General features: G+C 33.1%; 22 protein-coding genes. 6 read left to right on the plus strand and 16 right to left on the minus strand.

From position 1 onward, the window contains the following. Positions 1–28: 28 nt before the first annotated feature. Genes JFT95_RS16040 through JFT95_RS16050 form a run of 3 tightly spaced genes read right to left on the minus strand, consistent with a single transcriptional unit; the run spans position 29 to position 2,264 of the window. Positions 29–373: a DUF6572 domain-containing protein gene (locus JFT95_RS16040; protein WP_176126838.1), complete on the minus strand. Its 345-nt coding sequence runs from the start codon at positions 371–373 to the stop codon at positions 29–31. Further along, complete coding sequence (locus tag JFT95_RS16045; RefSeq protein WP_078421704.1) at positions 373–1,281, minus strand: SDR family oxidoreductase; 909 nt, start codon at positions 1,279–1,281, stop codon at positions 373–375. The genes JFT95_RS16040 and JFT95_RS16045 overlap by 1 nt, the downstream gene beginning before the upstream one ends. Further along, on the minus strand, positions 1,278–2,264 hold the full coding sequence (locus JFT95_RS16050) for a UDP-N-acetylglucosamine 4,6-dehydratase family protein (RefSeq protein WP_078421705.1): 987 nt from the start codon (positions 2,262–2,264) through the stop codon (positions 1,278–1,280). Before JFT95_RS16050 ends, JFT95_RS16045 begins: the two co-directional genes overlap by 4 nt. A 467-nt stretch (positions 2,265–2,731) precedes the next feature. Between JFT95_RS16050 and JFT95_RS16055 the strand changes: the two genes are divergently transcribed. Together JFT95_RS16055 and JFT95_RS16060 are read left to right on the plus strand one after the other, a co-directional pair. Further along, the gene (locus JFT95_RS16055) at positions 2,732–3,910 is read left to right on the plus strand and encodes a DUF2515 domain-containing protein (protein ID WP_002128677.1); all 1,179 of its coding nucleotides are present in this window, start codon (positions 2,732–2,734) and stop codon (positions 3,908–3,910) included. Continuing rightward, positions 3,885–4,286: a CBO0543 family protein gene (locus JFT95_RS16060; protein WP_002128679.1), complete on the plus strand. Its 402-nt coding sequence runs from the start codon at positions 3,885–3,887 to the stop codon at positions 4,284–4,286. Before JFT95_RS16055 ends, JFT95_RS16060 begins: the two co-directional genes overlap by 26 nt. Before the next feature lie 27 nt (positions 4,287–4,313). On the opposite strand, the gene JFT95_RS16065 is transcribed toward JFT95_RS16060, so the two are convergent. The 10 genes from JFT95_RS16065 to JFT95_RS16110 all read right to left on the minus strand — a co-directional run bounded on the left by JFT95_RS16065 (position 4,314) and on the right by JFT95_RS16110 (position 12,628). Beyond that, a complete protein-coding gene (locus JFT95_RS16065) occupies positions 4,314–4,736 on the minus strand; it encodes a YfmQ family protein (protein WP_002088014.1) in 423 nt (140 codons plus the stop codon). Between the two features lie 65 nt (positions 4,737–4,801). Beyond that, positions 4,802–5,473, minus strand: coding sequence for an LrgB family protein (locus JFT95_RS16070; protein ID WP_201052795.1), 672 nt, complete (start codon positions 5,471–5,473; stop codon positions 4,802–4,804). A 23-nt stretch (positions 5,474–5,496) separates the two neighbouring features. Further along, the gene (locus JFT95_RS16075) at positions 5,497–5,853 is read right to left on the minus strand and encodes a CidA/LrgA family holin-like protein (protein WP_002014630.1); all 357 of its coding nucleotides are present in this window, start codon (positions 5,851–5,853) and stop codon (positions 5,497–5,499) included. Positions 5,854–5,886: 33 nt separating this feature from the next. Then, entirely contained in the window at positions 5,887–7,320 is a 1,434-nt protein-coding gene (pdxR, locus tag JFT95_RS16080) for a MocR-like pyridoxine biosynthesis transcription factor PdxR (RefSeq protein ID WP_061674390.1), read from the minus strand. A 67-nt stretch (positions 7,321–7,387) separates the two neighbouring features. Continuing rightward, a complete protein-coding gene (locus tag JFT95_RS16085) occupies positions 7,388–8,185 on the minus strand; it encodes an alpha/beta fold hydrolase (protein WP_098636020.1) in 798 nt (265 codons plus the stop codon). Next, a complete protein-coding gene (bshB2, locus tag JFT95_RS16090) occupies positions 8,185–8,865 on the minus strand; it encodes a bacillithiol biosynthesis deacetylase BshB2 (RefSeq protein ID WP_061674392.1) in 681 nt (226 codons plus the stop codon). Before bshB2 ends, JFT95_RS16085 begins: the two co-directional genes overlap by 1 nt. A 32-nt stretch (positions 8,866–8,897) precedes the next feature. Next, positions 8,898–9,092: a hypothetical protein gene (locus tag JFT95_RS16095; RefSeq protein WP_002033711.1), complete on the minus strand. Its 195-nt coding sequence runs from the start codon at positions 9,090–9,092 to the stop codon at positions 8,898–8,900. Positions 9,093–9,285: 193 nt separating this feature from the next. Continuing rightward, a complete protein-coding gene (locus JFT95_RS16100) occupies positions 9,286–9,993 on the minus strand; it encodes a GntR family transcriptional regulator (protein ID WP_002033710.1) in 708 nt (235 codons plus the stop codon). 30 nt (positions 9,994–10,023) lie between these two features. Continuing rightward, positions 10,024–11,433: a glycoside hydrolase family 1 protein gene (locus JFT95_RS16105; RefSeq protein ID WP_098636019.1), complete on the minus strand. Its 1,410-nt coding sequence runs from the start codon at positions 11,431–11,433 to the stop codon at positions 10,024–10,026. A gap of 205 nt (positions 11,434–11,638) precedes the next feature. Next, a complete protein-coding gene (locus JFT95_RS16110) occupies positions 11,639–12,628 on the minus strand; it encodes a phosphatidylinositol-specific phospholipase C (RefSeq protein ID WP_201052797.1) in 990 nt (329 codons plus the stop codon). A gap of 381 nt (positions 12,629–13,009) precedes the next feature. Here JFT95_RS16110 and JFT95_RS16115 point away from each other — a divergent pair, with 381 nt between their 5' ends. The 3 genes from JFT95_RS16115 to JFT95_RS16125 all read left to right on the plus strand — a co-directional run bounded on the left by JFT95_RS16115 (position 13,010) and on the right by JFT95_RS16125 (position 17,914). Continuing rightward, positions 13,010–13,807, plus strand: coding sequence for a cell wall hydrolase (locus tag JFT95_RS16115; RefSeq protein ID WP_201052799.1), 798 nt, complete (start codon positions 13,010–13,012; stop codon positions 13,805–13,807). Positions 13,808–14,108: 301 nt separating this feature from the next. Then, positions 14,109–15,446 (plus strand): NAD(P)/FAD-dependent oxidoreductase, encoded by a 1,338-nt coding sequence (locus tag JFT95_RS16120; RefSeq protein ID WP_201052801.1) that lies wholly within the window; start codon positions 14,109–14,111, stop codon positions 15,444–15,446. 548 nt (positions 15,447–15,994) lie between these two features. Continuing rightward, entirely contained in the window at positions 15,995–17,914 is a 1,920-nt protein-coding gene (locus JFT95_RS16125; RefSeq protein ID WP_078184330.1) for an LTA synthase family protein, read from the plus strand. Positions 17,915–18,013: 99 nt separating this feature from the next. On the opposite strand, the gene JFT95_RS16130 is transcribed toward JFT95_RS16125, so the two are convergent. Then, a complete protein-coding gene (locus JFT95_RS16130) occupies positions 18,014–20,797 on the minus strand; it encodes a dynamin family protein (RefSeq protein ID WP_201052802.1) in 2,784 nt (927 codons plus the stop codon). 485 nt (positions 20,798–21,282) lie between these two features. Between JFT95_RS16130 and JFT95_RS16135 the strand changes: the two genes are divergently transcribed. Beyond that, positions 21,283–21,468: a hypothetical protein gene (locus JFT95_RS16135; protein WP_000461142.1), complete on the plus strand. Its 186-nt coding sequence runs from the start codon at positions 21,283–21,285 to the stop codon at positions 21,466–21,468. A gap of 445 nt (positions 21,469–21,913) precedes the next feature. Here JFT95_RS16135 and JFT95_RS16140 read toward each other — a convergent pair whose 3' ends face one another. Continuing rightward, positions 21,914–22,900, minus strand: coding sequence for a choloylglycine hydrolase family protein (locus JFT95_RS16140; protein ID WP_002088033.1), 987 nt, complete (start codon positions 22,898–22,900; stop codon positions 21,914–21,916). A 353-nt stretch (positions 22,901–23,253) separates the two neighbouring features. Continuing rightward, on the minus strand, positions 23,254–25,188 hold the full coding sequence (gene mutL, locus JFT95_RS16145; RefSeq protein ID WP_201052803.1) for a DNA mismatch repair endonuclease MutL: 1,935 nt from the start codon (positions 25,186–25,188) through the stop codon (positions 23,254–23,256).

Below are 25,188 nucleotides of genomic sequence, written 5' to 3' on the forward strand. Positions count from 1 at the left end.
ATTAAAAGTCTAGCTTTATAGTAATCTTTCAAATGTACATTAACTTACTATGATTTATATAAATATTTAACTCCAGACCTATGTCTTGCAAAAGATCTTTGATGAGTTCATAAAAATCATTTCCATACTCACTACATTCATACTGAGTAAAGACTTGGATTACAGGCCTAGTTCCTGTATATATTGTTTTGGGGTTTCGATTAACCTTTTCCACATATGCTCGACATGTATTTATCGCCTCATAGATGCGCAAAACGTGTTCTTCTTCATCTTTCCAATCCAGCGTATCAACAATCGAAAGCGATAGCATATTTTGATTATTTATAGTCTCATAACAATTCATATATTTCTTACATCCTTTTATATTTTTCATTAAATGCATATGTCACTACACTTCGCATACTCAAGTACATCTTTTAATGATTGCTGAAATGGGATTTCTGGAACCCAACCTAACTTTTTTATATCCTCTAATACTAAACTTTCATTTGAGCCGCTCTCACTATTCTCTGTTTCTTTTATAGTAAAATTCAACTGTGTTAATCCTTTATATTGTTCCAATACATCTAATAGAGAGCGTTTTACTCCTGATCCAATATTATATTGTTTTCCATTTATACCATCACGTAATAACACATGATACGCTTTAACTGCATCACGTACATCTAGAAAGTCTCTACTATCTTTCAAACTGTTTACTTCAATAATCGCTTTACTTCTACCTGATTCTATATCTATAATTTTTTTTGCGAGAATTGAACAAACACCATTCGATACTCCTGGACCAATTAAATTTGAGGGCTTTGCAATGATAATATTTGAATCCATTAATCCGCCCCAAGCCTCCGCAATAATGACTTGCATAGTTTTACTTAAACTATATGGATTTGAAACTTTTATGTTTTTCATACTATCTGCTTGCAATGCAGATCCTATAACTAATGTTTTACAATGCGAGGCTTCCTGCTTAATGGCTTCTAATAAATATAAAGTCCCTATTACGTTAATCTCTATATATTCCAGAGAAGCTGTCCAAGACTCATTAACTGAGTTTCTTCCTGCTAAATGCAATACATAGTCTGGTTTTATTTGTTTAATTACCTTCATTACTTCACTCTTATTTGTTAAATCACAAGTAATACCATTTTCGATTTTTTCTCTATGTGAACGATTTTGAAACATAGGAATTACATGAAAGCCCTGCTCTAAAAAATATTGGCAAGCATGACGTCCTGTGAAGCCATTTGCACCAGTTATTAAAAGGCTCGCATTTCTTTTCATCGTAAAAACCCTCCTTTTTCTAACATTTGTTCCACCTCATGTTTTGTAAGTAAGTCTTGTTGAGAACTAAAACTCTTCACATCCACAAGCGGATAACTAGCATAATATTCTTGAAGTCCTTCTATAGGAATAGTCGGTAGTACCACAAAATAATTTTGATCAAAACTAATACTTGTTTTACTCTCTACCTCAGATAAAAGCATTTCACTTAATTTTTCACCAGGTCTTATCCCTACCTCTTTTATCTTCACGTTTTCTTTTTTTGAATCTTCAATCAATACTCTTGCTAAATCCGTTATTTTACATGCTGGCATTTTCATAACAAAGATTTCTCCTCCTCTTCCTTCAGATGCTGCTTTAAATAACAATCCAACAGCATCTTCAATGGTTAAGAAAAATCTAGTCATATTTGCATCGGTAATCCCTACTTTTGAAGATTGCTTAATTTGCTTTTTAAAAAGCGGTACCACACTTCCACTCGTTCCTAAAACATTTCCGCCACGAACACAAATGAATTTTGTTTTCTTCGTTTGCACATTCGCATGAACCATTAATTTTTCACCAATTGCTTTTGTCATCCCATACGTATTTGATGGATCGGCCGCTTTATCAGTTGAAACATATATAACTTTCTCAACTTGATTCTGGATAGATGCTTCAATTACATTTTGCGTACCATGTATATTTGTTTTTATAGCTTCATAAGGATAATATTCACATACTGGAACATGCTTTAAAGCTGCAAGATGAAATACATAATGTACACCTTGGCAAGCATATACTAGTTGCTCTTTATCACGAATATCTCCAATAATAAATTTCAATCTCTCTTCATTTATAAACTGTTGCTGCATTTCAAACTGAACCGTTTCATTCCTTGAAAAAACTCTAATTTCTTTCGGTGATTTTTCTAATAGTTGTTTTATAAGTTCATGTCCCCACGAACCTGTACCACCAGTAATTAAAATTATTTTATTAAGCATTCCTTTTCCTCCTACCATACATTTCAATTCAAATTGTATTTATTAAGGTTATTGAATTATTTTCAATTGATTCAAATCATAATCGTCGTTTGTTACATTTAATTGACAAAATAAAAAAACAGAAACTATTTTTTAATAGTTTCTGTTTTTCATTTCACTTCTTAGCAATTAGATTTTCTTTATACTGTTTGAATGATAACTATATTACTGGTTTAAAAAACACCGCTCATTTATTTCTTATGCTCGTAATAAAATAAAGTGAAACTTTAATTAGTGGGGATTTTGTCCATCCCCGACTGATTATTAGTTGAATCAGTCGGGCTTTTACGAGCAGCCCCACCCTCACCTAACTTCTTTGCTTTAGCCGACTTTTGAGATGGGAGTCTTACTGCTCGTTAATAGCGAGATAAATGGAATGATTCATAACCAATACCACATTTAAACTCATAGAAAAGGGAGGTAATGGAATGTACCAAAGCAATTCAAACAATACATCTAAAGAATTCTCAAAAGCACTCCCTCTCTCCCTATTCGACGTGAAAAACGAGTTACAACAAAAAAGCGATCTCATCTCTTCTGTTACCATATATAAATTAACGAAAGAAGAGCAACTTATCATCGATAAAATTAAAGCTCAGACAAAAGAACTAAATAAAAATAACGTCACAAGAACACGTGCATACTACCAATTTTACATTCAATATCCAGAAATACATTGGGCACTACTTGGGCATATCGTATCACGTAACGGTGGCTGGAATATGACAGATTTAAAGGGAGATTTATATACGAGGCTTTTATCCGAGAAAGATCAAATTACATTTTTCTCTTTTTTAGAAAGAGGAAATTGGCTCATTTTCCAAGATGTATATCCTCAATTTTTACTATATGAGCAAAGTGTAAAAAAATCAAAAAAGCTATTTCACCTTCTCACTCACTTAAATGTTTCTACATTTATGGAAACAATGTGGAACGATTTTTGGAAAACAGGTAACAAAAAAACATTAGCGATCGCAACTATTATTAATGAACAAAACTACTTAGAAAAAAGAGTTATTCAAAATGCACACTTTAAAAAGACTGTATTAAATAGTATTGGATTTAAACTCTTTGATTTTTTTCAGTTTAATCATATCCTTTTCCCATTTTACGAAAATGATAAAAAGCAAAAAGTATTACTATTTGGTGATACAATGAAACATTTCACTTCTTTGCATGAACGAATTTCACTTGGAAAACGGTTGTATTCATTGTTATTTCGGGATACACATATTTTATCTCAAATAATAAACTGGGTCCATCACCATCCACATACAGGCTCAAGAAAAGATTACTGGCCTCATTTATTTTCTAGTGTAAATGAATCTTTTTCACGTGAGTTTTATAAACGCCGAATAAAGAAATGCCAGTTACGTAGTGACGCGTATCGTATATACAGCCCTGCACTCATCTATGCATGGCGGGATATGAAACATGAAGAAGTTGAAAATGAAGATTGGTTTAACGATTGGCAAGTTGTAAATTATTTAGTTGATAAGGAGGAAAATATAAATGGAAAAATTACAGAAGACTACTGCAAAACACTCGAAAAAATTGAACTCGCAATTCTCGCAAAGAAAAATGTCCTCCTTCGAGAAGAAGAATGATTTTTTAGCATTATTAGTTACAGTCTTACTTTCTTCTATTATTGGAACTTGCTTAGATGCTTTCTTTGTGCATACACAAATATATTCCTTTCCAGTTAGACCTTTCTCATCTATATTTTCAGTTAACATAGGCTTTACGTTGTTTGTGCTACCAATTTTAACAATCATTTTCATACAAATTTCAAAAACATTATCTGCAGTTTCTAGAACTATATTTATTATTTTAATAGGGCTTTGTGCTAGTATTTTTGAACAAGTTGCTGAGCGGTTAGGTTTATTTGTACATAACGGGAATTGGCATCATGCTTATTCTTTATTTGGATATATCATTTTCTTTTCTCTTATTTGGAAATTATATACTTGGATGCAAAAATAAAGAGACCGTTATAATAACGGTCTCTCCTTAAGCATAATCTTCAGTCACTGCTACTGAACGACTTTGAAGGCTTTTTGATCGCAAACGATATGCAACTACTTTCTTCTTATATTGCTTTACTACATCAACGTGTTCCTCGTAGCTATATATAGAAAATCTAATCTCTCTTTTTCCTTTCTTCGTCTCCATGACTATCGGTGTACCATTCCCTTGCGGCGGAAAATAATGTTTATCTAAAAATAAAGCCTCGTTAAATTCATGAATAACTTGAAGTTTCATTTCTCCTTCTATACTTTCCCCATCTACCGTTACAGTAGTATTTTCCTCATCAAGTTTTTGGTGTAACTCAAATCTACTAATAATTGATTCTACAACAGAAGTTGGCATACTAGAAACTAGTACTTTAAGAGCACCAAAAATAAATAATGTAACTATAAACCATGTTGTCATTTTAATCATCTCCATTACGCTCTAAAATGAGTAGTGTTATGCTCCTTATTACGATTCATTAATTTTCAAAATAAAAATTTCACTCCATAAGGTACTAATATACTAATAAGTATCCCTGTTACAATCATCGTTACCGAACCGATAGTTGCCTCTTTCTCTCCTTCTTTCACTAGACGGCTCACACCAATAATATGTGATGCACAGCCCATCCCCACTCCTTTTCCAATCGTACTTGTTATTCGGAAAAACTTAAGTACTGTCGGTCCGATAATAGCACCTGTTATTCCTGCAACAACTACAAAACTAGAAGTCATAGATGGAATGCCAGCAATTTGATCCGCTAATGAAATGGCAATAGGCATTGTCGCTAATTGTGGTAAAGTTGTTAATATAAGTTCCTTATCTAGATTTAAAATTCCACCAATCACTACATTCATACTCGTTAAAGCCACTATACCTATCACTACGCCGATTAGTATCGCTAAAAAGTTTTTCATAAGTATCTCTCGCTCTTTAAATAGAGGTATGGCTAACGCTACAATTGCAGGACTCAAAAAACCTGAAAGAATGTCTCCCCCATTTTCCTTATACTCATGATGAGAAATACCAAATATCAAAAATAAGCAAATCATAATTGCTGTAACTGTTAATACCGGTAACGTAAATGGAAACGTAAATTTTTTATATAACTTTGTCGCCAATAAATAAATTACTACAGTAATAATAATTAAGACCATTTGAATCGTGCACCTTGTCGATTTTATTTTTTTGATGTTACTAATAATTGACTTACATACCCTGAAACAATCAATGTTACTACCGTACTTGCAACTACTAAAAGGAATATAACACTCCCCTTACTTAAAAGAAAAGATCCATATTCCATTAATCCTGTTGTTGAAGGAATTAGAAATAACGGTAAAAATACTATTAACTTTTCTGCCCCTACCTCAAACCACTTTAATGGAAAAATACGAGTAGAAAGGAGTAGAAACAATATTAACATCCCTATTAAACTTCCTGGCATCGACAGATGGAATACTCCTTGAATCCACGTACCAGCTAAGCTAAACACATATAGCACGCCTACTTGAAGTAAAAGCGTCACGTACTTCATTTCTTTCCCTCATTTCCATATTACGCTTCGCTATTATGAAATCTCATTTAATGTTTCCGCAAACCTTGTAACTCCAAGCTGAATTTGTTCTACATTCGCTCTGCCAAAAGTAAATCGGATATATTCACTTTTCGAACCTAGGACGCTTCCTGGGACAAATGCTACACCATTTTGTATAGATTCACCTAGTAAATGATATTCATCAAACGCTCCTTGTACTTTGCACCATAAATGTATTCCGCCCTCAGGAACAAAAAATTCAATCTGATCCCCTAATATTTCTTCAAGCTTTCTAATTAACTCATCTCTTCTTTGTTTCAGTTGTCCACGAAGCAACGTAATATGCGTATGAAAATCCTCAGATTCTAAAAATTGGTTCGCTACCCACTGTGTAAATACACTATGACCGAAATCAACTTGCTGCTTCGCATCTGCCAATCTCTCAATTACGCGCGTGGGGCCAATTACCCAGCCAATACGTAATCCTGATGCAACAATTTTTGATAATGAGCTCACATAAAGAACATTCCCATTTTGATCCATCGATTTCAATGTTGGATTCACTTCTCCATTAAAAGAAGTCAAACTATACGGATCATCTTCTACAATTGGTATACCAAATTCAGAAGATAGTTCTAAAACCTTTTTACGTCTTGCCAATGAAAGTACCGTTCCAGTTGGATTTTGATAATCCGGATTTAAAAACACCATACGAATGCGATGCTTTTTGTGCAAATCGATTAAGTCATCTGGATTCATACCATGCTGATCAACTGGTAAACGGAATATTTTTAAACCTGCTGATTTAAACATCGGAAGTGAATAACAATAGGAGGGATCCTCAATTGCAATCGCATCTCCAGGCTTTAACAAACATTGAACGATAAGATTAAGTGCTTGCTGAGCTCCAGATGTAATAAGAATAGAGCTTGAATCTGCTTCTATTTGTTTATATTGCTCGACATGTGCCGCAATGGTTTTTCGCAACATTTCATTTCCAAGCGGATGGTCATAACCGAGATTTTCCATAAATGTTTTCTCCGACAAAATTGTTCGAAATCTATCACTCGGAATTAAATCTGATGACAATTCACCACTCGCTAAATTGATTAAATCATCTTTTTGTGTTTCCGTTCGAATTTGTTGAACAAGTGGTACATTAGGTAAGAACGATCCATCCTCAACGTACCTACCCCAGTTCGGTATTCGTTTATGTGACACACCCCATATATCTGTATTCACCCGAGTGCCGCTTCCTTTTTTCCGTTCTACTACCCCAAGTGATTTCAATTCCTCATAAGCAGCTACGACCGTACTCCGGTTCACTTGTAAATTCTGTGCTAACATACGCTCGGAAGGTAATTTTCTATCAGAAGGGAATTCACCGGTAGAAATGCCTCTTTCAATGTAATCAGCAATTTGTTTATAAACTGGTATCTTATCTTCACGATTCGGTTGCCATTCCATTTAGTTCCCTCCTCTCCAAGCTGGTGTCCTGAACTCATTAATAACAGTATTCACTGCAAAAATGGTATTAATCAAGCGCATGATTTAAAAATGCCTCTACCGTCACATTAAAGCTAGTAGGCTGTTCTAAATAAGGCAAGTGCCCACTATTTTTCAACTCAACGAAAGTCACGTTTCTCAGGTGTTTTTCAAATTCTCTCACATACTTTTCCGGAACAAAATAATCATTCTCTCCTCGTATTATTAATGCAGGACATGCAATGTTAGAGAGGTATGGTCTTTGATCGTAATCAACTAATTCAGCGAATAGCCTTTGAATATGCGTCGGATGAATCGTTTGTAGGGATTGATGAAATCCTCGGACAATTGCATCATTATCTTCTACTCCCATTGCTCTCAATAACGTATCAGCCCAATTTTTCCCTTTATCCTGCAAGCTAAGTAAATCATATACTTCAAGTCGTTCTTTACGATCTGCCGGTTCTAAATAGGGAAATGCATTTACAACAATTAAGCTAGAAACAAAACGTGGATATTGAATAGCAAAATCGATACCCACTCTAGCTCCTTTTGAAAGACCACAAATTGTTACTGATTTTAGCTTTAAATGATTACATAACTCATATAAAACATTTGAATATTCTTTAAAACTAATTTCCATCCCTTCGGATTTCCCATGCCCAGGTAAATCGAGTGAGATTACGGTCCATCTTTCCTTGAAGTATTTTCTTTGATATAACCAATTATTCGAATTTCCTCCAAGACCGTGTAAAAACAATATGACAGGACCCGATCCTTCTATATTGTAAAAAATCTTTCGATTCTTATATTCAAAATACATATTCATCACCTTCAGATGTAGCATCACATATTTTTATCTTTGAATGAATATATCCAAAACGGTTCTCTTTCTAACCACTCAACTGTGCCTGAAATACCGTCTTCATACTCCCTTTCCAGCTCATCCACTTTAGTTGTAAATTGTGATGCATGTGCTCGTAATGCTTCCAATTTTTTCGGAACATATTTTTTCACTTCATTTTTAAAATCTGGAGGTCCTATTTCGTCTTCATGATTTTTCGAAAAAGCTACAGCATAAAAGGCTGGTCGTTTACTTTCCGAAATATTAGCTAAGGCCTCTACTACTGCTTCCCCTGTTGCATCGTGATCCGGATGAACTGCATACCCAGGATAGAAAGAAATAACTACAGAAGGATCCAATTCTTCAATACAGTTTTGAATCAAGCTTCTTAATTTTCCAGGCTCTTCAAATTCAAGAGTTTTATCACGATATCCCATCATACGTAAATCTTCAATCCCTAAAATATTTGTAGCTCGCTTTAACTCTTTCTCTCTAATTGCATATAAAGATTCACGAGTTGCAGAAGGTGGATTCCCCATCGCTCTCCCCATTTCACCAAGTGTTAAGCAAACATAAGTAAGAGGGACTTTCTGCTCCGTATAAGCCAAAATTGTTCCAGCCACACAATACGACTCATCATCAGGATGTGGGAAAACAACTAAAACGTGGCGCTCATTTTTCATCAATATATTAACTCCTTCATCATATACAAACTTTATAAAATAACGACCGCATACCAAGTAACTCCTACAAGAAGCACTAAAAGAAGAATGACATAGATAGCGGATAAGTTTTTCACATTCCTCTTTGTAGACTTACCGTAATTCTCTTCTACATTTCGTGCGACTAGTACGGTCCCAAACAGTGATACAACTACAATAATAACAACTAGTGAAATCGCAAAACTCATTGTCTTCCACCTCTCTAAGGCCAGTCTATTTTAAAGCATGAATAAAATACTACCTTTCTTCTCTTATCATAATAGAAGTTTGTAAAAAACGGACCAACCACTTTTGTGTTTTTTTGCTCATCCACTTTAAAAATAAAAAGCAACTGCTCACTTAGGACCAGTTGCTTTTTTACAAGGCTACTTATATTCATTTTCAATTAAAATTAATTCGATTTAAAAGTTTGGTCTTTTCATAATGAAACATTGATTGAGATAGCTCGAAAATTGTTCCATTTACAAGATAAACTGTATTTTCAATAAGAAGCGCTGGATCACCTTCATTTAGTTCTAAAAGCTTTGCATTTTCTTTATTTATTTTTTCACAACTAATAACTTTATCGGCAAAGCCAATATTTAATCGTAAATCCTCAATGAAATAACTGTATACAGAACTTAATGCTATTTCTTCATTCAAATAAGGAATGATATCTTTTTTGAAATAACTTACTTCAATAGAGAATGGTTTACCGTCTACAATTCTTAAACGCTTCAAAAAATATAGTCTAGTTCCAATCTCACATTGCATCCGTTCTACTATCTCTTCATTTGCCTCTATTACTTCAATCTCTAGCACTTTCGTTTCAATATTTTGTGAAACGAGATTTTTCGTTAATCCACGTAAACTTCCTAAATTAATGTAATCTGTTACAGAAGTTTCACGTAAAAACATACCACTACCTTGCACTTGAAAAATATAACCTCTATTCACAAGTTGACTAATTACTTTACGTATCGTATTACGGCTTACTTCAAATCGATTCATCAACGCTTCTTCTGTAGGTAATTTTTTCGTTTCATTAAAAAGCCCATCTCGAATGTTTTGCTCTAACACATCTGCAATTTGTTTATACTTTGCACTCATACACTTTCTCCTAAAATACTCTTTTATCTGTTATAACTCTTCTCCTCTCGTTTCGATCACATGTTTATACCAATGAAACGAAAGTTTCTTCTTACGTTTTAAGTTATCATTATGATCGACAAAAATAAAGCCATATTGCTTTTTATATCCATTTAACCAACTTAACAAATCAATAACTGACCATGCATAATAACCTTTTAAATTAATTCCCTCTTGAATTGCACACTTCATTACTTTTAAATGCTCTTCAATAAATTTAATTCGCGGAACATCTACAATTTCTCCGTCAATGATTGGATCTTCATCACCAAGTCCATTTTCCGTTACATACATCTTTATGTCACCGTAACGCGCTTTCAACATATGCAATCCATCTAAGAAGCCTTCGGGAGATATTTCCCAACCCCATTTGGTATATGTTTTATCATCCATTTTTACTGTTCGATAAAAACCATCAAAAGAAGGATTACCTGGAGCAAGTGTTGAGTTTTCTCGAGAATGCTCCTCGCTCTTTATATCCATATCATATCTTTCTACTCGTATTGGCTGATAATAATTCAAGCCAATAAAATCATTTTTTTCGGCATTTTGTTTAATGATTTCTAATTCTTCAACCGTCCAATTAGGAGTCCACCCATTTTCCTTTAATTGTTGTACAACATAAGACGGATACTCACCTTTTAAAACTGGATCGTAGTACCAATACGTTTCATATTCATTCGCATGATTTGCTGCTAGTATATTTTCTTTTTGATCATCCACACTATAAGCAGGTAAGAAAACATGTGTAATCCCAATCTCCCCATACTGTTTCAGCTGCTTGTACACCGCAACTGTTTTCGCATGCGCATAAAATACATAATGAGTCGCTTGAAAATACTTTGGAACATCATTTTGTATTCCTGGTGGATGTGCACCTTTTAAATAGCCTAATCCACAAAACATTACTGTTTCATTAAAAGTAATCCAATGTTTCACTCTATCACCAAATGCCTTAAAGCAAATTTCTGCATACTTTACAAAAGCCTCTGCTGTTCGTTTATTCGTCCACCCACCATCTTTTTCTAACGATAATGGTAGATCCCAATGATATAAAGTGGCAAACGGTACAATCCCGTACTTTAAACATTCATCAATTAAATTGTTATAAAATTCAATTCCTTTTTCATTTACCTCTCCATCTCCAGTCGGCAATATTCTCGCCCAAGAAATCGAAAAACGATACGATTCCAATCCCATCTCAGCCATTAAACGAACATCTTCCTTATATCGATGATAATGATCAACCGCTATATCACCATTTGTTCCATCGTATGTTTTGCCAGGAATTTTTGAAAACTCATCCCAATTCGTAACACCTTTTCCATCCTCATTCCATGCACCTTCTACTTGATAAGAAGCTGAAGCAGCTCCGAATAAAAAATCATGTGGAAACTTCATAATATATACCTCCGTTTCATTACAATAAATCAAATTCATTACTACATATAAAATTTATAGGTACAAATTTTATATGTAGTAATTATAGCTTAAGTTTCGATTTTTTTCTATCATGAACGTACGATATGTAAAGCTATATTTGATGTTAATTTTTAGAAAACAAAAAAGAAGCGATGTATTTCATCGCTTCTTACTATGACAATCTTTACTCTTTTACAAGTGACTTATTCGCTCTTATAACTTCTTCATAAAGTATTGGGGACCATTTTTCATTTATATAATCTTGAATTACCCAGCCCACTCTCGTAGGATTCTTTTGCTTCATATAGTTTGCAATTTCAGGATTTATGTAGGACGCGTAATAATATGGACTATTCCATGCTGTACCACCAGAAGACAAGCTTGTAAAATTAATATATAGATGATTACAATCTTCACTGTTGTTAATCGTTTCATTTATCGTATCTTTAATAGATGTTACTTTCTCATCATAACTCACTTTATATTTATCTTGTACTGTTACATTTACATTTTGATTTACAGTTGTCGTAAACGTCTCATTATCTGGCCAATAAAAATTATTATATCCTCCAGATTCATTACTACCACTGTATCTTTTTAGTAGCACAATTTTTCCTCGAGCATCTCCAAGTCTTATATTCCCTTCTGTTTTTAAAAAGATAGGATCAGGAAAATATTTTTTTTCAAACGTACTACTAAATGAATCTTCTGCCCCTTTCATATCCTCATACTCTTTTTTTAAAGACATAATAATCGTTTCACTTGGATTATCTTTTAAAAATTGTTTCGCTTCATTTATAAATTCATGCAATGTTACATAAAGATATAATGGTCCATGATGAAGAACTATCGTATTATCATCTGTTAAACGCCCTCTAATATCAAAAATTCTAGCTCCGTGATCCATTTGGTAACGAAAATTATATTCTTGCGTCATTCCCCATACTTGCTTTATCGGATTTTGCAACTTGAACGTTCCACTATCATGTGTTCCTGGAATTGAAATTCGTGCTAACGGTACGTTATCGGGTATAGGTTGCATCCATTTTGACCAGTTTTCAAGCCCATTACCAGCGCTAGCAGCAACTGCTTGCTTATCATTGAAAGCAAATACAAATGTGCTAAGTATAGTACTACATATGAATAATTTCAAAATAAACTTCTTATTGCTCATTTTTATCCCTCTCTTTTTCTGTTTTATATCAAACTTATTGAATATAATATAAGCTACTTAATAAATAATGTTTCATAAATATGGAATATTGCATAGAAGTAAAATTTAAAAACATCCACATATTCTCATCCCAATGCATTAAAAAAATTTAATATCCCTTTTCACTAGATAAATTATAGTAAGCAACAACTCGAACTTCAATGGGCTTTCATATGCAATATTTCATATTTGGGTCCTACATGATATAAATAAAAAACTTATAATGATTATTTATTCTATACGTGCTAATATACTTATATTAAAATACAAATACATATCTTATATACTCTGAACTACATTACTCAACAGTTAAAACTTAATTTTTTATTGGGAGGATTTACAATGAAATTATTAAAAATAAAACATATAATTCCTTTATCTGCGGCAGCAATTACATTCGTATGTAATCAAGGTGTAGCTGAGGCTTCCACCATTCATACAGTAAAAAAGAATGATACACTTTGGGGTATCAGTAAACAATATGGAGTTTCAATACAATCTATTAAACAAGCAAATAATAAAGGAAAAGATCAAACTTTTATTGGTGAACAGTTACATATTCCAGGATCCATGAAATCAAATGAGGTCACTGTTCATCAAAACGACAAACCTAAGAATATCTCTGGACAAATTATTTATCAAGTACAGCCGGGAGATTCATTAGAAATTATAGCAAAGCGTTACAATGTTACCGTTCAATCTATAAAACAAATTAACAATACAGTCGGAAACAAGCTTTATACAGGACAACATTTAAAAATCAATTCAAGTATTTCAGAAAAAGAAAAAGACTTAATGGCACGCTTAGTTACTGCTGAGGCCGGTGGCGAATCATATAAAGGAAAAGTAGCGGTGGCGAAAGTTATCTTGAATCGTGTAAATGCAAATGGTTTTCCAAATACAATAACAGGTGTTATTTATGAACCTATTAAACGCGGATATGCATTTACTCCTGTTACCGATGGTAGAATTAATCAGCCTGCAAGCGCAGAAGCAAAAATGGCAGTAGAAGAGGCTATCTCTACAAATGGAATACATTCTGATTGGCTTTATTTTTACAATCCAAAAACTTCAACAAACAAATGGATTACGACACGTCAAACAGTAGCGTTAATCGGTAACCACGTCTTCGCTAAATAAAACTATAATTCTCTTCAAATTTATGCACTTAACAACTATTTCAAATGATTAGCAGACCTCTTCACTTAAAAGGTCTGTTTTTTATATGTAAGATTTTATTAATCATATGACATAGTGATCATTTAAAACTATTTCTTCTTTCAAATAAAAACATTTGTATTTACTCCACCACTCGGAGAAATTAGAAAAGCATCAAGTTCAAAAACTCCCTCTTTATTAATAAAAGCTATTTCTTAACTTCATAAAAGTGTTATACACTAAGAAAATAAAAAACAAACTATTCGTTAGCAGGTGAAAGAATATGTATGATGTTACAATTATCGGAGCTGGAGTAAGTAGCATCTTTATGGCTTATTCATTAGCCCAAAGTAACAAAAAGATTTTAATTCTTGATAAAGGTAAAGCGCTAAAAGATCGCCATTGTCCTTTAGACCAAGGAAAAGTGTGTACTTGTACTACATGTGATAAATATTTCGGATTTGGTGGTTTAGGAAAGTCTGAAGGGAAATTTAATTATACAAATGGATTTGGTGGCGAACTTGAGCAAAAAGTAGGTAAAAAAGCTTTTATACAACTCATGGCTGAAGTAGATGAAATTCTATGTCAGTTTGGTGGAAGTTCCGTTTCAAAATATTCTACAGAAAATCTAAATCTCACTAAGAGAGCTGAAGCTTGTGGTTTACAAATGCTAACAACAGAAGTAAGGCATCTTGGTACTACACTTTCAAGTAACATTTTTCAGCAGCTCTATGAATTTTTACTTAACAAAATAGATATCCGATTTCATATAGATGTACAACATGTCGTTAAGCAGCAAGACCATTTTAAAATATCTACAAATCAAGGAACTGTCCATTCTAAGCAATTAGTATTTGCAACTGGGCGTTCTGGAACGGATTGGTTAAAAGAAATGTGCTCTTCCCTTGAAATTGCACAGGAACAAACCCGTATAGATTTAGGTATTAGGGTAGAGATGAAAGAACATCAATTACGTTCTATATTAAAAGATACATTTGAGACGAAACTTTCTTATCAGCATGAACATTTCACGGCTACTACTTACTGTATGAATCCAAAAGGACGCATTATTCGAAAGTATGAAGAAGGTTTAGTTATGCCTGACGGTCAAAATTTTCGAGAGCAAGGGACTGGCACTTCTAACTTAAATTTCACTTTATTTATCCCGCGCTATTTTCCAACTCTCAAAGAAGCAAATGTATACGCAAGTTCAATTATTAAAAGCATTAACCAAGGACGAGATCGGATTGTTATACAGCGTTTAGAGGACTTAATAAAGAAACAACCTACAGCGGAGAACAACATGAAAAATAATCGTATACAGCCTACACTACACGGAGATTATGGAGATTTGAATGAAGAAATTCCTCAATTATATATTGAAGGACTCAAAAAATTTTTATTACGTTTAGAACAATTCATCCAAGAACCTATCGATAAAGATACTTTATTATATGGAATTGATGGAAAGTTCTATGCTCCTACAATAAAAATCAATAACCATTTTGAAACAAGTATGAATGGGCTATTTTTAATTGGAGATTGTTCAGGTGTCACTCATTCATTATCTCAAGCAGCTGCAAGTGGTCTGTATGTTGGAAAATATTTATCAGGTATTTAAACTTTTTAATTAAGATGCCAGTCAAATGTTTTAAGTTTCACCAACACTTTACTTATCTAATAATAGCTTTAACGAAATTATTATCCCTCCCCGCTGATGATTAAGCCACAAAGAATCAGGATTTTACGGGATATATTGAAAACACATGAAAAACTACATTCTATATAGAATGTAGTTTTCTACTAATTAATATAACCGTTTTCTTCAAGTTGACTTTTCTGAAATTTAAAACTCATTGAATGTCAATGGTTTAAAAACCATCTATTCATTTTCACTTTCATTTGTTCGATATTTTGTAACATCGCCGTAGTGTTTAATATGTTAGGATGTCTATAAGTATTTTTTACTACGACTATGACTTTTTCTGCTCTGTTTCAAAAAAATTAGATGTATGGTACTTCGCTTTAAAATTCTCCATTGTATGTATATGAATACTTCAAATTATTACCTTTAGAAAAATATAATCTAAATGGTTCACCACACTCTAATAGTTATAAAAACATAATATATAACCTTAGTTAAATAAACTCTATAAAGAAGGTGTAAAAATGAAGAATAAAATAAATTTACAAATGCAAAATATAAGCTTTGTTTTAATAATTGCTTTAGCAGTATGGTTAAAAACATATCTTATTACGCGATTCAGTTTTGATTTGAAAATTGAGTCTTCCACACAAGAACTTATTTTGTTTATTAGCCCTCTAGCTGCATCATTAGCATTTGTTGGATTAGCATTATTTGCAACTGGTGAAAAGCGAAATTATATAGCGCTATGTATTAATTTCTTATTAACTATAGTTCTCGTTGGAAATGTAATGTTCTATGATTTTTATAGCGATTTTGTTACGTTACCAGTACTTGGACAAACATCTAACTTTACACAGTTAGGCGGCAGTATTAAAGAAATATTAAACTACAAAATTATACTCGCATTCGTAGACATTATTTTCTTCTTTATTTTGTTAAAGAAGAAATCGATAGTCTTTAAAACAGGACGTGTAACTCATTCTGCACGCTTGTTATATTTTCTCTTAACGATTGGTGTATTTTTTGCAAATCTACAGCTTGCAGAAAAAGAACGACCTGAATTATTAACGAGATCCTTCGACCGCGTAATGCTTGTGAAAAATTTAGGACTATACACTCACCAAGTATATGATTTAACACTACAAGTAAAAGCTGGATCCCAAAAGGCACTTGCAGATAGTAGTAAATTACAAGAAACTGAAAACTACGTAAAGGCAAACCATAGCGAGCCGAATCCTAACATGTTTGGTGCAGCTAAAGGAAAAAACGTAATTGTCGTTACTCTTGAATCCTTGCAAACCTTTTTAATAGGTGCATCCGTCAATGGTCAAGAAGTTACACCGTTCTTGAATGAATTCATAAATGAAAGCTATTACTTTGATAACTTTTTCCACCAAACTGGTCAAGGAAAAACATCAGATTCTGAATTTCTAATAGATACATCGTTGTATCCATTAAATCGAGGAGCTGTATTCTTCACGCACGGTAACAACGATTATACTGCGACTCCAGAAATTTTACGTCAGCAAGGTTATTTCACTTCTGTATTCCATGCGAATAACGCAACATTTTGGAATCGTAACATTATGTACTCTGCTCTCGGTTATGATCGTTACTATAATGAACTTGATTACAAAATTACACCCGAAACAAATTTAAATTGGGGATTAAAAGATATCGAATACTTTGATCAATCCGTAGATATATTAAAAACTGTTGATCAACCATTTTACGCTCGTTTCCTTACTTTAACAAACCATTATCCATTTACGTATGATGAAGATACAAAATTCATTGAACCATACAACTCTGGTAATGGCGTATTTGATCGCTACATCGTAACAGCACGTTACTTAGACGAATCAATTAAAAAATTTATTGAGCGTTTAAAAGCCGAGGGAATGTATGATGATTCTATTATTGTGTTATATGGTGATCATTATGGCATTTCTGAAAAACATAATCGCGCAATGGCACAGTTTTTAGAAAAAGATCAAATAACAGAATTTGATACTTTAAATTTACAACGCACACCTTTATATATTCATATCCCTGGCCAAACAGAAGGTCAAACTATTTCAAAGCCTACGGGACAAATTGATATGAAACCTACTATTCTAAATTTATTAGGGGTTGATACTACTAACGATATCCGTTTTGGTCATGATATGTTTTCAGATGAATATAACGGATTTGTTGTTTTCCGTGATGGCAGCTTCGTTACAGACAAGTATGCATATACAAATCATACTTTTTATAATCGAGAAACAGGTGAGGTTGTAGATTTACCAAAAAAAGAAGCTCAAGAAATGATTAACCGTGCACAAAATGAGTTACGAATGTCTGACAAAATTATTGAAGGCGATTTATTACGTTTCTCAGAAAGTAATAAAATTAAAACTGGAGAAGTAAAAACTAAAATTAAAGAAACTGAAAAGTAATCTATATAAAGAAAGGGAGCAACTCATTACGGTTGCTCCCTTTTCCCCTCTTATAACACATGATGCAATTTCATATAAAAAACTTGATATATTTTACTTTTATTCTACGCTTGTTTCTAAAGTTAAATCTGTATAGGCATTATCCTCACCTATATTTAAGATTACTTCACATTGACGTAATCTCAATTCAAAGAGCGTTATAGGATCATGATAAACTTCAGGGTTTGATTTCATTTTATGCAGTTTATCTTGTTTTTCTTTTATTTCTAAATGAGTGTTTTTTACAGCTTGTTCCAACGAGCCAAATGGATTTCTAAAGAACATATTAATATCCCGCTCTTGTGTGTTTTCAAATAGCTCAAACTGCAAGAAAAATTTCTTCATAATAGAAGCCGTTACATCGGTATAATCTTCATTTTCTAAATACTGTTTGTATTTGTTATATAGCATAGCTTTATTTTTAGGAAGAACTCCAAATAATTTACCGGCACTTTTCAGTAAAAATTGTGCTGGCGTAAATCGGCGTAAAATATTTACTTCTTCCATTTGTATTCTAGTTGTCATTCTATCAGTATCTCTTCGCCAGTCATCAATTACTTTAAAGTCACATTCTAACTGTATTCGATTTTCTCCAAATAAAGAATTAAGTCCTTCACTGGTTTCTGCTAAGTACAATTGACTTTGAAGGAGCTCGTTATTAGAAGTCGCAATCCAATTTTGCATCGAGCGAGCAAGATTAGGTAATACAGTTTGTTCTAGATATTGTTGCACCCTTTCATTCATCGCTGTATTTAGTTCAATATCAATGTGCCCAAAATCACTTTCTTCACTAATTAAATCGGAACAACTCTGCAATAATTTCGGAATATGTTCTGTAAGATCATTAGTAATTTCGTTTTTCATTGTACGATATGTTTCTGTAATTAAATGAATTTTTTCCTTCTCAAAAGCAGTAAGGTTATTAATACAAGCATTTAGTTTAACTAACATATCTTCATTCCAATTAATAGAATCCACTAGATTATTTTCCCTCTCGACGCGTTTATCCAAAAGATATGTAATTGTTTTTCGAATGAAAAACAATAGCTTTTCAGTACGTTCTGCATCGATATTTTTATGGTTAAAGTTAAAATGAATAAACTCAGTTAAATCGTTTAGTTGTTTACTATTTGTATATAACGAAGAATAAGGGAAAACTCTTGCATTAGGGAAATATGTATTTATTCTCACTTGCGTATCTTGTATAACTCTTTTTGCTTCTGCTTCATTGTAAATGTTATCGATTTTATTTAATAAGAAATGAACTTGTAGATTTGGTGTATGTTCTTGGATACTTAATAGAATGTCACGTTCTTTGTCAGTAAAAGGTGAATCCGTATTCAATACGAATAATAATTCATCTACAGAGTTTAAATATTCAAACACCTCATCTCTCGCGTCATTGTTCCTATTAAAGCTAGGTGTAACAACGAATGTAAGTTTATTTTCACTTAAAAACCTGCATGGTAATTTAAATTCAACACACGCTCTATCTCTATATGTTTGACGATGCACTGCCATCATGTTATGGAAATCAGAGAAATTCTCAGTTGTTGTAATTTCCGAATCCGTTATAGCGTTAATTTCTGTATAAGCGTCATTTTTAAAAACAACTACATTTGAGATTGAGTTTTCTAATATATTTTCTCCTAAAATAGAGTTAATAAATGAAGCTTTTCCGTTCCCTGAAGTTCCAGTTACTAATAGGCGATTTGTTCTTAAATCTGCAAGCTCACCAACTAACCAGCTAAATCGGTTACCCATTTCTAAATCATGTTCTTGTGCCCAGTGTGTAATAGATTCAAAAAGATGTAAACTATACTCTAAGCCATTCACATGATTAATAGAATATGACAGTAGGTCTTCTGCATCTTTTATATCCGCTGAATCTATTTTAGAAGGAAAAATCTCATCCCATGCCAATACTGCTGCAGATGGAAATACAGCATGAGATGGATTGACTACCTTTAACCAATTTGTTAACAGGTTTGGAATGATATCGTGTAATTGTCTAAGCATATATTGACCTTGAATTAATTCAAAGTATGTTTCTTCGTAAAGAGAAGAAATTTCGTCCCATATATCGGACGAATGTATTTCGATATGTATGAAAAATTCATTTATTGTGTTGAGCCATAATAAGTAATTTTGTTCATCTTTATAGCTGTGCCAAAGTGATGAAACAATTTGCGTAAATTGTACTTGATCTACATTATTTAATGTAACTAATACTTTATAAAAATAGTCTGGTGAAATATTTTTAGTAAATCCTTTATCGATATATTCTTTTAGAACCTCAAACCACGGATAAGATTCTGTTCGAATTAACTCGTTCACAGCAAGCTCTACTGCACTATCAAAATCTTGCTGTTCTTCATAAAAGGAACGGGCAATTGTTGTGACGTTTGGATAATCGGGATTTAAAGAAACCGCTTCTTTTATAACAGCGAAAGCTGAATCAAAATTATTTTGCTCGATGTAAAGAGACAGTAATTGCAGTACAATTTCAGTCATAAGTATTTTATTATCAGTAGTAATGGAAGTATACACGTTTTCAGCAACTGATAATTGGTTAAGTTCGAAGTAAGCATCCGCAATATTTTTTTGTGCCCATGGCGCTAATTCATTACTAACTTTCTCCCATTTAAAAATAGCTGCTTCAAAATCTTGATGGTGATAATAAAATTCACCTTGTGCAAAACGAATATAAGATCCATCAGAAATCTCATTTTTTTCTTCGTTTACATAAGCTTCTCCAAGTACTTGAAGAGGTGGGTGTGTTTCATTCTCCATTAGGAATGTTTCATAATACATCTTTTTTATTAATTGTTTTTCTAATCTCATCTTTTCCCCCACTATATCTCGAAAATACATTTTTTGAGATATGTCAATACTTTTTTGTATGTATGCTTTTTATCTTAACAAAGAATTCCTTTTGAAAAATTTCATTTTCCTTTCATTTTTCAAGTAAGATTGAATTTTTATGAGAAAAGTTTCAGTTTTTTTTCAATTCCCTTTCAGTTGTGAAACAACATTAAATGTTCCTAATAACCTAATAACACTATAATATTACACATTATATTATCAGGAAAACTATATATATATTACATTATAAAAACAATCTATAACGAATATATATGCAAGATTCCCTTCGCTAATAAATAAAAGAAATCATTATAATATATTTCTCACATTGTTTTCCTTTGAAATATTTCAGTAGTTACGTAATTAAATTCCATTAACCTATATAAATAACTAGTCCAAAAAAATCTATATGCATATCATGTTATAGTAAAGAATTCAGGAAATCCTAAAAAGGAGGCATTTTCATGTTTGAAGATAAATCTAAAATAAATTACCCATATGAATTTACTGAAACTACAACAGTCCCTCTAAAAAACCCCATCAATAAAACTTTCAAAAACGGCTCTGGTACACATAACTTCCCAATTAAAAAGCATTATAAAGAGCAGGTTTTATATACTGAAAAAATTAATAATAATAAAAATAAATAACCGTATAGATCCTTATAACAATTAACCAAATAAGAATTAATATTTGGCCATGCATAGTTATGTGTTTAATAATGTAGAAATCCTTATTATACAATTTACGTACCTTTAAAAAGTGCTGATATACGGCGCTTTTTTATACATAGATAATAGAAGCACAAAAAAGTTATGGATATTTTCCACACCTTTTTTGTGCTTTGCTATTTATAAATGGAGTAGTACGTCCATGTTTATTTTACCTAATAGCACTTTAATGGCCCTTCTAGAAATCGTTGTATTGAATTTATATAATACCTTGAATATTTTGCGTCTATTTTTTCTTAAGGGATATTTATTCGGGTTACTTATTAGATTATCAATTATATTCCTTCCGATTCCTACTTTTTATAGGTCATTATTGCTCTATTATATATATTTAAAAATTTACTAAGCGTTATTTCAAAGCTACTTAGTTTTCATAAAATATTTTTTGTTTCCGTTGGAACGAATAGGCTTTAATCTCATCTGTATCTAAATTTTCATGAAATAAATGAATAGCTATAATTTGTCTACAATCGTAGGTATGATAATAATATGTTCCGGACTCCATACACATTACGCTTGTATATATGGTATTATCTAATGTACCTTCTTCTGTTATTACTCCGCCTTTAGGAACCTCGCAATTTGATAAGATATGAAAAAGGGCTGATACTCCCTCTTCTTCGCTATCTATATCTTGAATGTTTTGTTTGCCATATGCTGCCCGCACAAACCTTGATGGTGGGGTGAAATCCCCTGGAAGTCCCATTGAACCTGAGCCCTGACCAAAAGCACTTAATGGTACATTACTCCACTCTGTTGGCGCGAATGGCTGCGATTTAAGGCCAATATATTGTCTTAAATTTTGTAAATGCCAATTAAACTCCGGACTATTCGTCATCACTCCTAGTGGGTTGTCATACATTTTTAATCCTTCATTTGTCGGCTCCAGTACAATGCACTCTCCCCATTTATCCGCTAAAATCCAATGTAGTGGTGGTGTAAGTCCTAAATCCGGTAATGGTATATCCAAAAAGGTAAGGCTATCTACAGATTTCTTTAACTCTTTGACAGAATTGAATTGTGTGAGACTCCAAGTCACAAAATCAAATGGAGCCAAATTCGTTTTGTTGTCATCTATGCTTTGACTATAAGTAGCGAATCCTGGAAAATAGAGTGTTGCACATGTCATACCTGCTTCATTTACTCCGTCCGCCATAATAATCCTTCCTTGATGATTAATTCCCATTCCGACCGTAGCATGTTTCGTATTGATGATTTCACCAGTTATATTATTCCACTGGTAATGCCGAGGAATGATTATTACTTCTTGATTCAAATCTAATGTGAAGTCCATCGTTCTTGCAAAAAGATGCTGACCGTTTTTTGTCTGTAATGTCAAACTAGTACACATAAAGAACACCCCATTTTATGGTTTTATCTACACTTTACATATTTCTGATAAATCTGTAAATTAAAAGCCCCTTTCCTTACAAAAAAATGAGAAAGCACATATAAATTACAAATAGGTTATCTCTAGTTTATAAATGAATTTTTAAAATATAGTTGCAAAAGAATTATATTAAAAAGGAGCGAATTGTTACTATCGCCCCTTTTTATTTCTCTCTATATTTTATTAAAATAACTGTAGAGAACATTGCTATTACATATTTATTTTATTTTCTTTCAACACATATAAATAATACTAGGCACTTTCAAACCGTTTCAAATAACTGGGAACGAACTTTTTCTCTTTGGACATTAACCCTACATAACCCTCTTAAACATCTTCTCCAACTCATAAGTAGAATGATGCACCAGAATCGGTCTTCCATGCGGACATGTATATGGGTTTGTTGTTGTACGAAGTTCTTCAAGTAAAGCGAATATTTGATCGTTCGTTAAGTATTGATTTGCTTTAATAGATGCTTTACAGCTCATCATGATGGCTGCTTCTTCACGTAGTTTTTTTATGTCTACTTTTTTCAGTTTTACGACTTGCTCCATCATCTCATCAATGATTTCTGTTTCTTGTCCTTTCGGGAACCACGTTGGATGCGAACGAACGATAAAGGATTGATGGCCAAATTGCTCTAAAAATAGTCCGACTTTTTTTAGTTCTTCCAGCTGCTCTTCGACACGTAAAAATTCAGTAAGAGATAAGTCAATACGGTACGGTACAAGTAGTTCTTGTACTTCTTGTGCTACTCTTCCTACTTTATCACGGAAATATTCATAATTGATACGTTCCTGCGCTGCGTGCTGATCAATCATATATAACCCATTATCATTTTGAGCGAAAATATATGTTCCGTGCATTTGTCCAATTGGATAAAGCGGTGGTAAATCATTACCGTTCATTTCAATCTCTTTTATTTCGTGAACTTCTTCTTCCAATTCCTCTAATTCAAAATCGTCATCGTTGCTAGTCCATTCCTTTTCCTCCCGAACCGTTTCCGGCTTAGAGGATGGCTGCCAGCTTTGCTCTTCTCTTACGAGTGACTGTGGTGGTTGCCATTCTTGCTTCGGCGGTTGCCACAGTTGTGCTGGTTGTTTTACAGTCGTTGTTTCTTCTTGTTTCTCATCCATTCCTGTTGGTAAAACGATGTTAGGCATAGATGATTCTCTTGGTTTTGTATGCTCAAACTTGAACTGTTCTTGCACACTTTCATCTTTTTCTTTTTTCTTCGTTGTTACACCAGCATCTGGAATGAGTTGTATTTTTTTGAATGCCGATTGCAATGTTTCTTCGATAAGCTTTAGCAATTCTTGTTCTTTACTAAAGCGTACTTCTAATTTTGCTGGATGTACGTTGACATCAACAAGCATTGGATCCATTTCAATTGATAAGAAGCCGATTGGGTATCGTCCGATTGGCAATAACGTATGATATCCTTGCTGAATTGCTTTCATTAATACGAAATTTCGAACGTAACGGCCATTTACAATCGTTGACATATAGTTACGCGACGCTCTCGTTACTTCTGGTAATGTTACATATCCTTTAATTGTAAAGTCTAGAGATTCAGCTTCAATCGGAATAAGCTTCTTCGCAACTTGAATGCTGTAAATCGATGCAAGTACTTGTCTTACATCACCGTTTCCTGATGTATGAAGCAATTTCTTTTCATTATGAAACAGTTTTAACGATACTTCTGGGTGAGACATTGCAATACGATACACGATATCTGTAATGTTCCCAAGCTCTGTATGAATCGTTTTCATATATTTAAGACGCGCTGGTGTATTAAAAAATAAGTTTTGTACAGTAATATCTGTTCCTTTTCGGCTTGCCGTTTTCTCTTGTTTTATAATGTCTCCACCTTTAATACTAAGGTGTGTACCAGGCGCATCACCTGTGCTCGTAATTAACTCTAATTCACTCACTGAGGCAATACTCGGCAGGGCCTCTCCGCGGAAACCGAGCGTTCTTATACGAAATAAATCATTTTCATCTTTAATTTTACTCGTTGCGTGTCGTTCAAATGCAACGATACAATCTTCTTCAGCAATACCATCTCCATTATCGATGATGCGAATCTTCGATAATCCAGCTTCTTCTAAGTGGATTTCAATAGATGTACTATTCGCATCGATGGAATTTTCCACGAGTTCTTTTACAACTGAGGCAGGGCGCTCTACTACTTCCCCTGCCGCAATTAAGTTAGAGAGTTGATCATCGAGTTTGCGAATTTTCCCCAT

This window comes from Bacillus sp. TH17, assembly GCF_016651125.1.
Lineage (GTDB): Bacteria > Bacillota > Bacilli > Bacillales > Bacillaceae_G > Bacillus_A > Bacillus_A mycoides.

What these genes read in the sequence shown, in the direction of transcription:
- JFT95_RS16040 (WP_176126838.1), bottom strand. Translation starts at nt 373, where the DNA reads ATGAAAAATATAAAAGGATGTAAGAAATATATGAATTGTTATGAGACT.
- JFT95_RS16045 (WP_078421704.1), bottom strand. Translation starts at nt 1,281, where the DNA reads ATGAAAAGAAATGCGAGCCTTTTAATAACTGGTGCAAATGGCTTCACA.
- JFT95_RS16050 (WP_078421705.1), bottom strand. Translation starts at nt 2,264, where the DNA reads ATGCTTAATAAAATAATTTTAATTACTGGTGGTACAGGTTCGTGGGGA.
- JFT95_RS16055 (WP_002128677.1), top strand. Translation starts at nt 2,732, where the DNA reads ATGTACCAAAGCAATTCAAACAATACATCTAAAGAATTCTCAAAAGCA.
- JFT95_RS16060 (WP_002128679.1), top strand. Translation starts at nt 3,885, where the DNA reads ATGTCCTCCTTCGAGAAGAAGAATGATTTTTTAGCATTATTAGTTACA.
- JFT95_RS16065 (WP_002088014.1), bottom strand. Translation starts at nt 4,736, where the DNA reads ATGACAACATGGTTTATAGTTACATTATTTATTTTTGGTGCTCTTAAA.
- JFT95_RS16070 (WP_201052795.1), bottom strand. Translation starts at nt 5,473, where the DNA reads ATGGTCTTAATTATTATTACTGTAGTAATTTATTTATTGGCGACAAAG.
- JFT95_RS16075 (WP_002014630.1), bottom strand. Translation starts at nt 5,853, where the DNA reads ATGAAGTACGTGACGCTTTTACTTCAAGTAGGCGTGCTATATGTGTTT.
- pdxR (WP_061674390.1), bottom strand. Translation starts at nt 7,320, where the DNA reads ATGGAATGGCAACCGAATCGTGAAGATAAGATACCAGTTTATAAACAA.
- JFT95_RS16085 (WP_098636020.1), bottom strand. Translation starts at nt 8,185, where the DNA reads ATGCTACATCTGAAGGTGATGAATATGTATTTTGAATATAAGAATCGA.
- bshB2 (WP_061674392.1), bottom strand. Translation starts at nt 8,865, where the DNA reads ATGAAAAATGAGCGCCACGTTTTAGTTGTTTTCCCACATCCTGATGAT.
- JFT95_RS16095 (WP_002033711.1), bottom strand. Translation starts at nt 9,092, where the DNA reads ATGAGTTTTGCGATTTCACTAGTTGTTATTATTGTAGTTGTATCACTG.
- JFT95_RS16100 (WP_002033710.1), bottom strand. Translation starts at nt 9,993, where the DNA reads ATGAGTGCAAAGTATAAACAAATTGCAGATGTGTTAGAGCAAAACATT.
- JFT95_RS16105 (WP_098636019.1), bottom strand. Translation starts at nt 11,433, where the DNA reads ATGAAGTTTCCACATGATTTTTTATTCGGAGCTGCTTCAGCTTCTTAT.
- JFT95_RS16110 (WP_201052797.1), bottom strand. Translation starts at nt 12,628, where the DNA reads ATGAGCAATAAGAAGTTTATTTTGAAATTATTCATATGTAGTACTATA.
- JFT95_RS16115 (WP_201052799.1), top strand. Translation starts at nt 13,010, where the DNA reads ATGAAATTATTAAAAATAAAACATATAATTCCTTTATCTGCGGCAGCA.
- JFT95_RS16120 (WP_201052801.1), top strand. Translation starts at nt 14,109, where the DNA reads ATGTATGATGTTACAATTATCGGAGCTGGAGTAAGTAGCATCTTTATG.
- JFT95_RS16125 (WP_078184330.1), top strand. Translation starts at nt 15,995, where the DNA reads ATGAAGAATAAAATAAATTTACAAATGCAAAATATAAGCTTTGTTTTA.
- JFT95_RS16130 (WP_201052802.1), bottom strand. Translation starts at nt 20,797, where the DNA reads ATGAGATTAGAAAAACAATTAATAAAAAAGATGTATTATGAAACATTC.
- JFT95_RS16135 (WP_000461142.1), top strand. Translation starts at nt 21,283, where the DNA reads ATGTTTGAAGATAAATCTAAAATAAATTACCCATATGAATTTACTGAA.
- JFT95_RS16140 (WP_002088033.1), bottom strand. Translation starts at nt 22,900, where the DNA reads ATGTGTACTAGTTTGACATTACAGACAAAAAACGGTCAGCATCTTTTT.
- mutL (WP_201052803.1), bottom strand. Translation starts at nt 25,188, where the DNA reads ATGGGGAAAATTCGCAAACTCGATGATCAACTCTCTAACTTAATTGCG.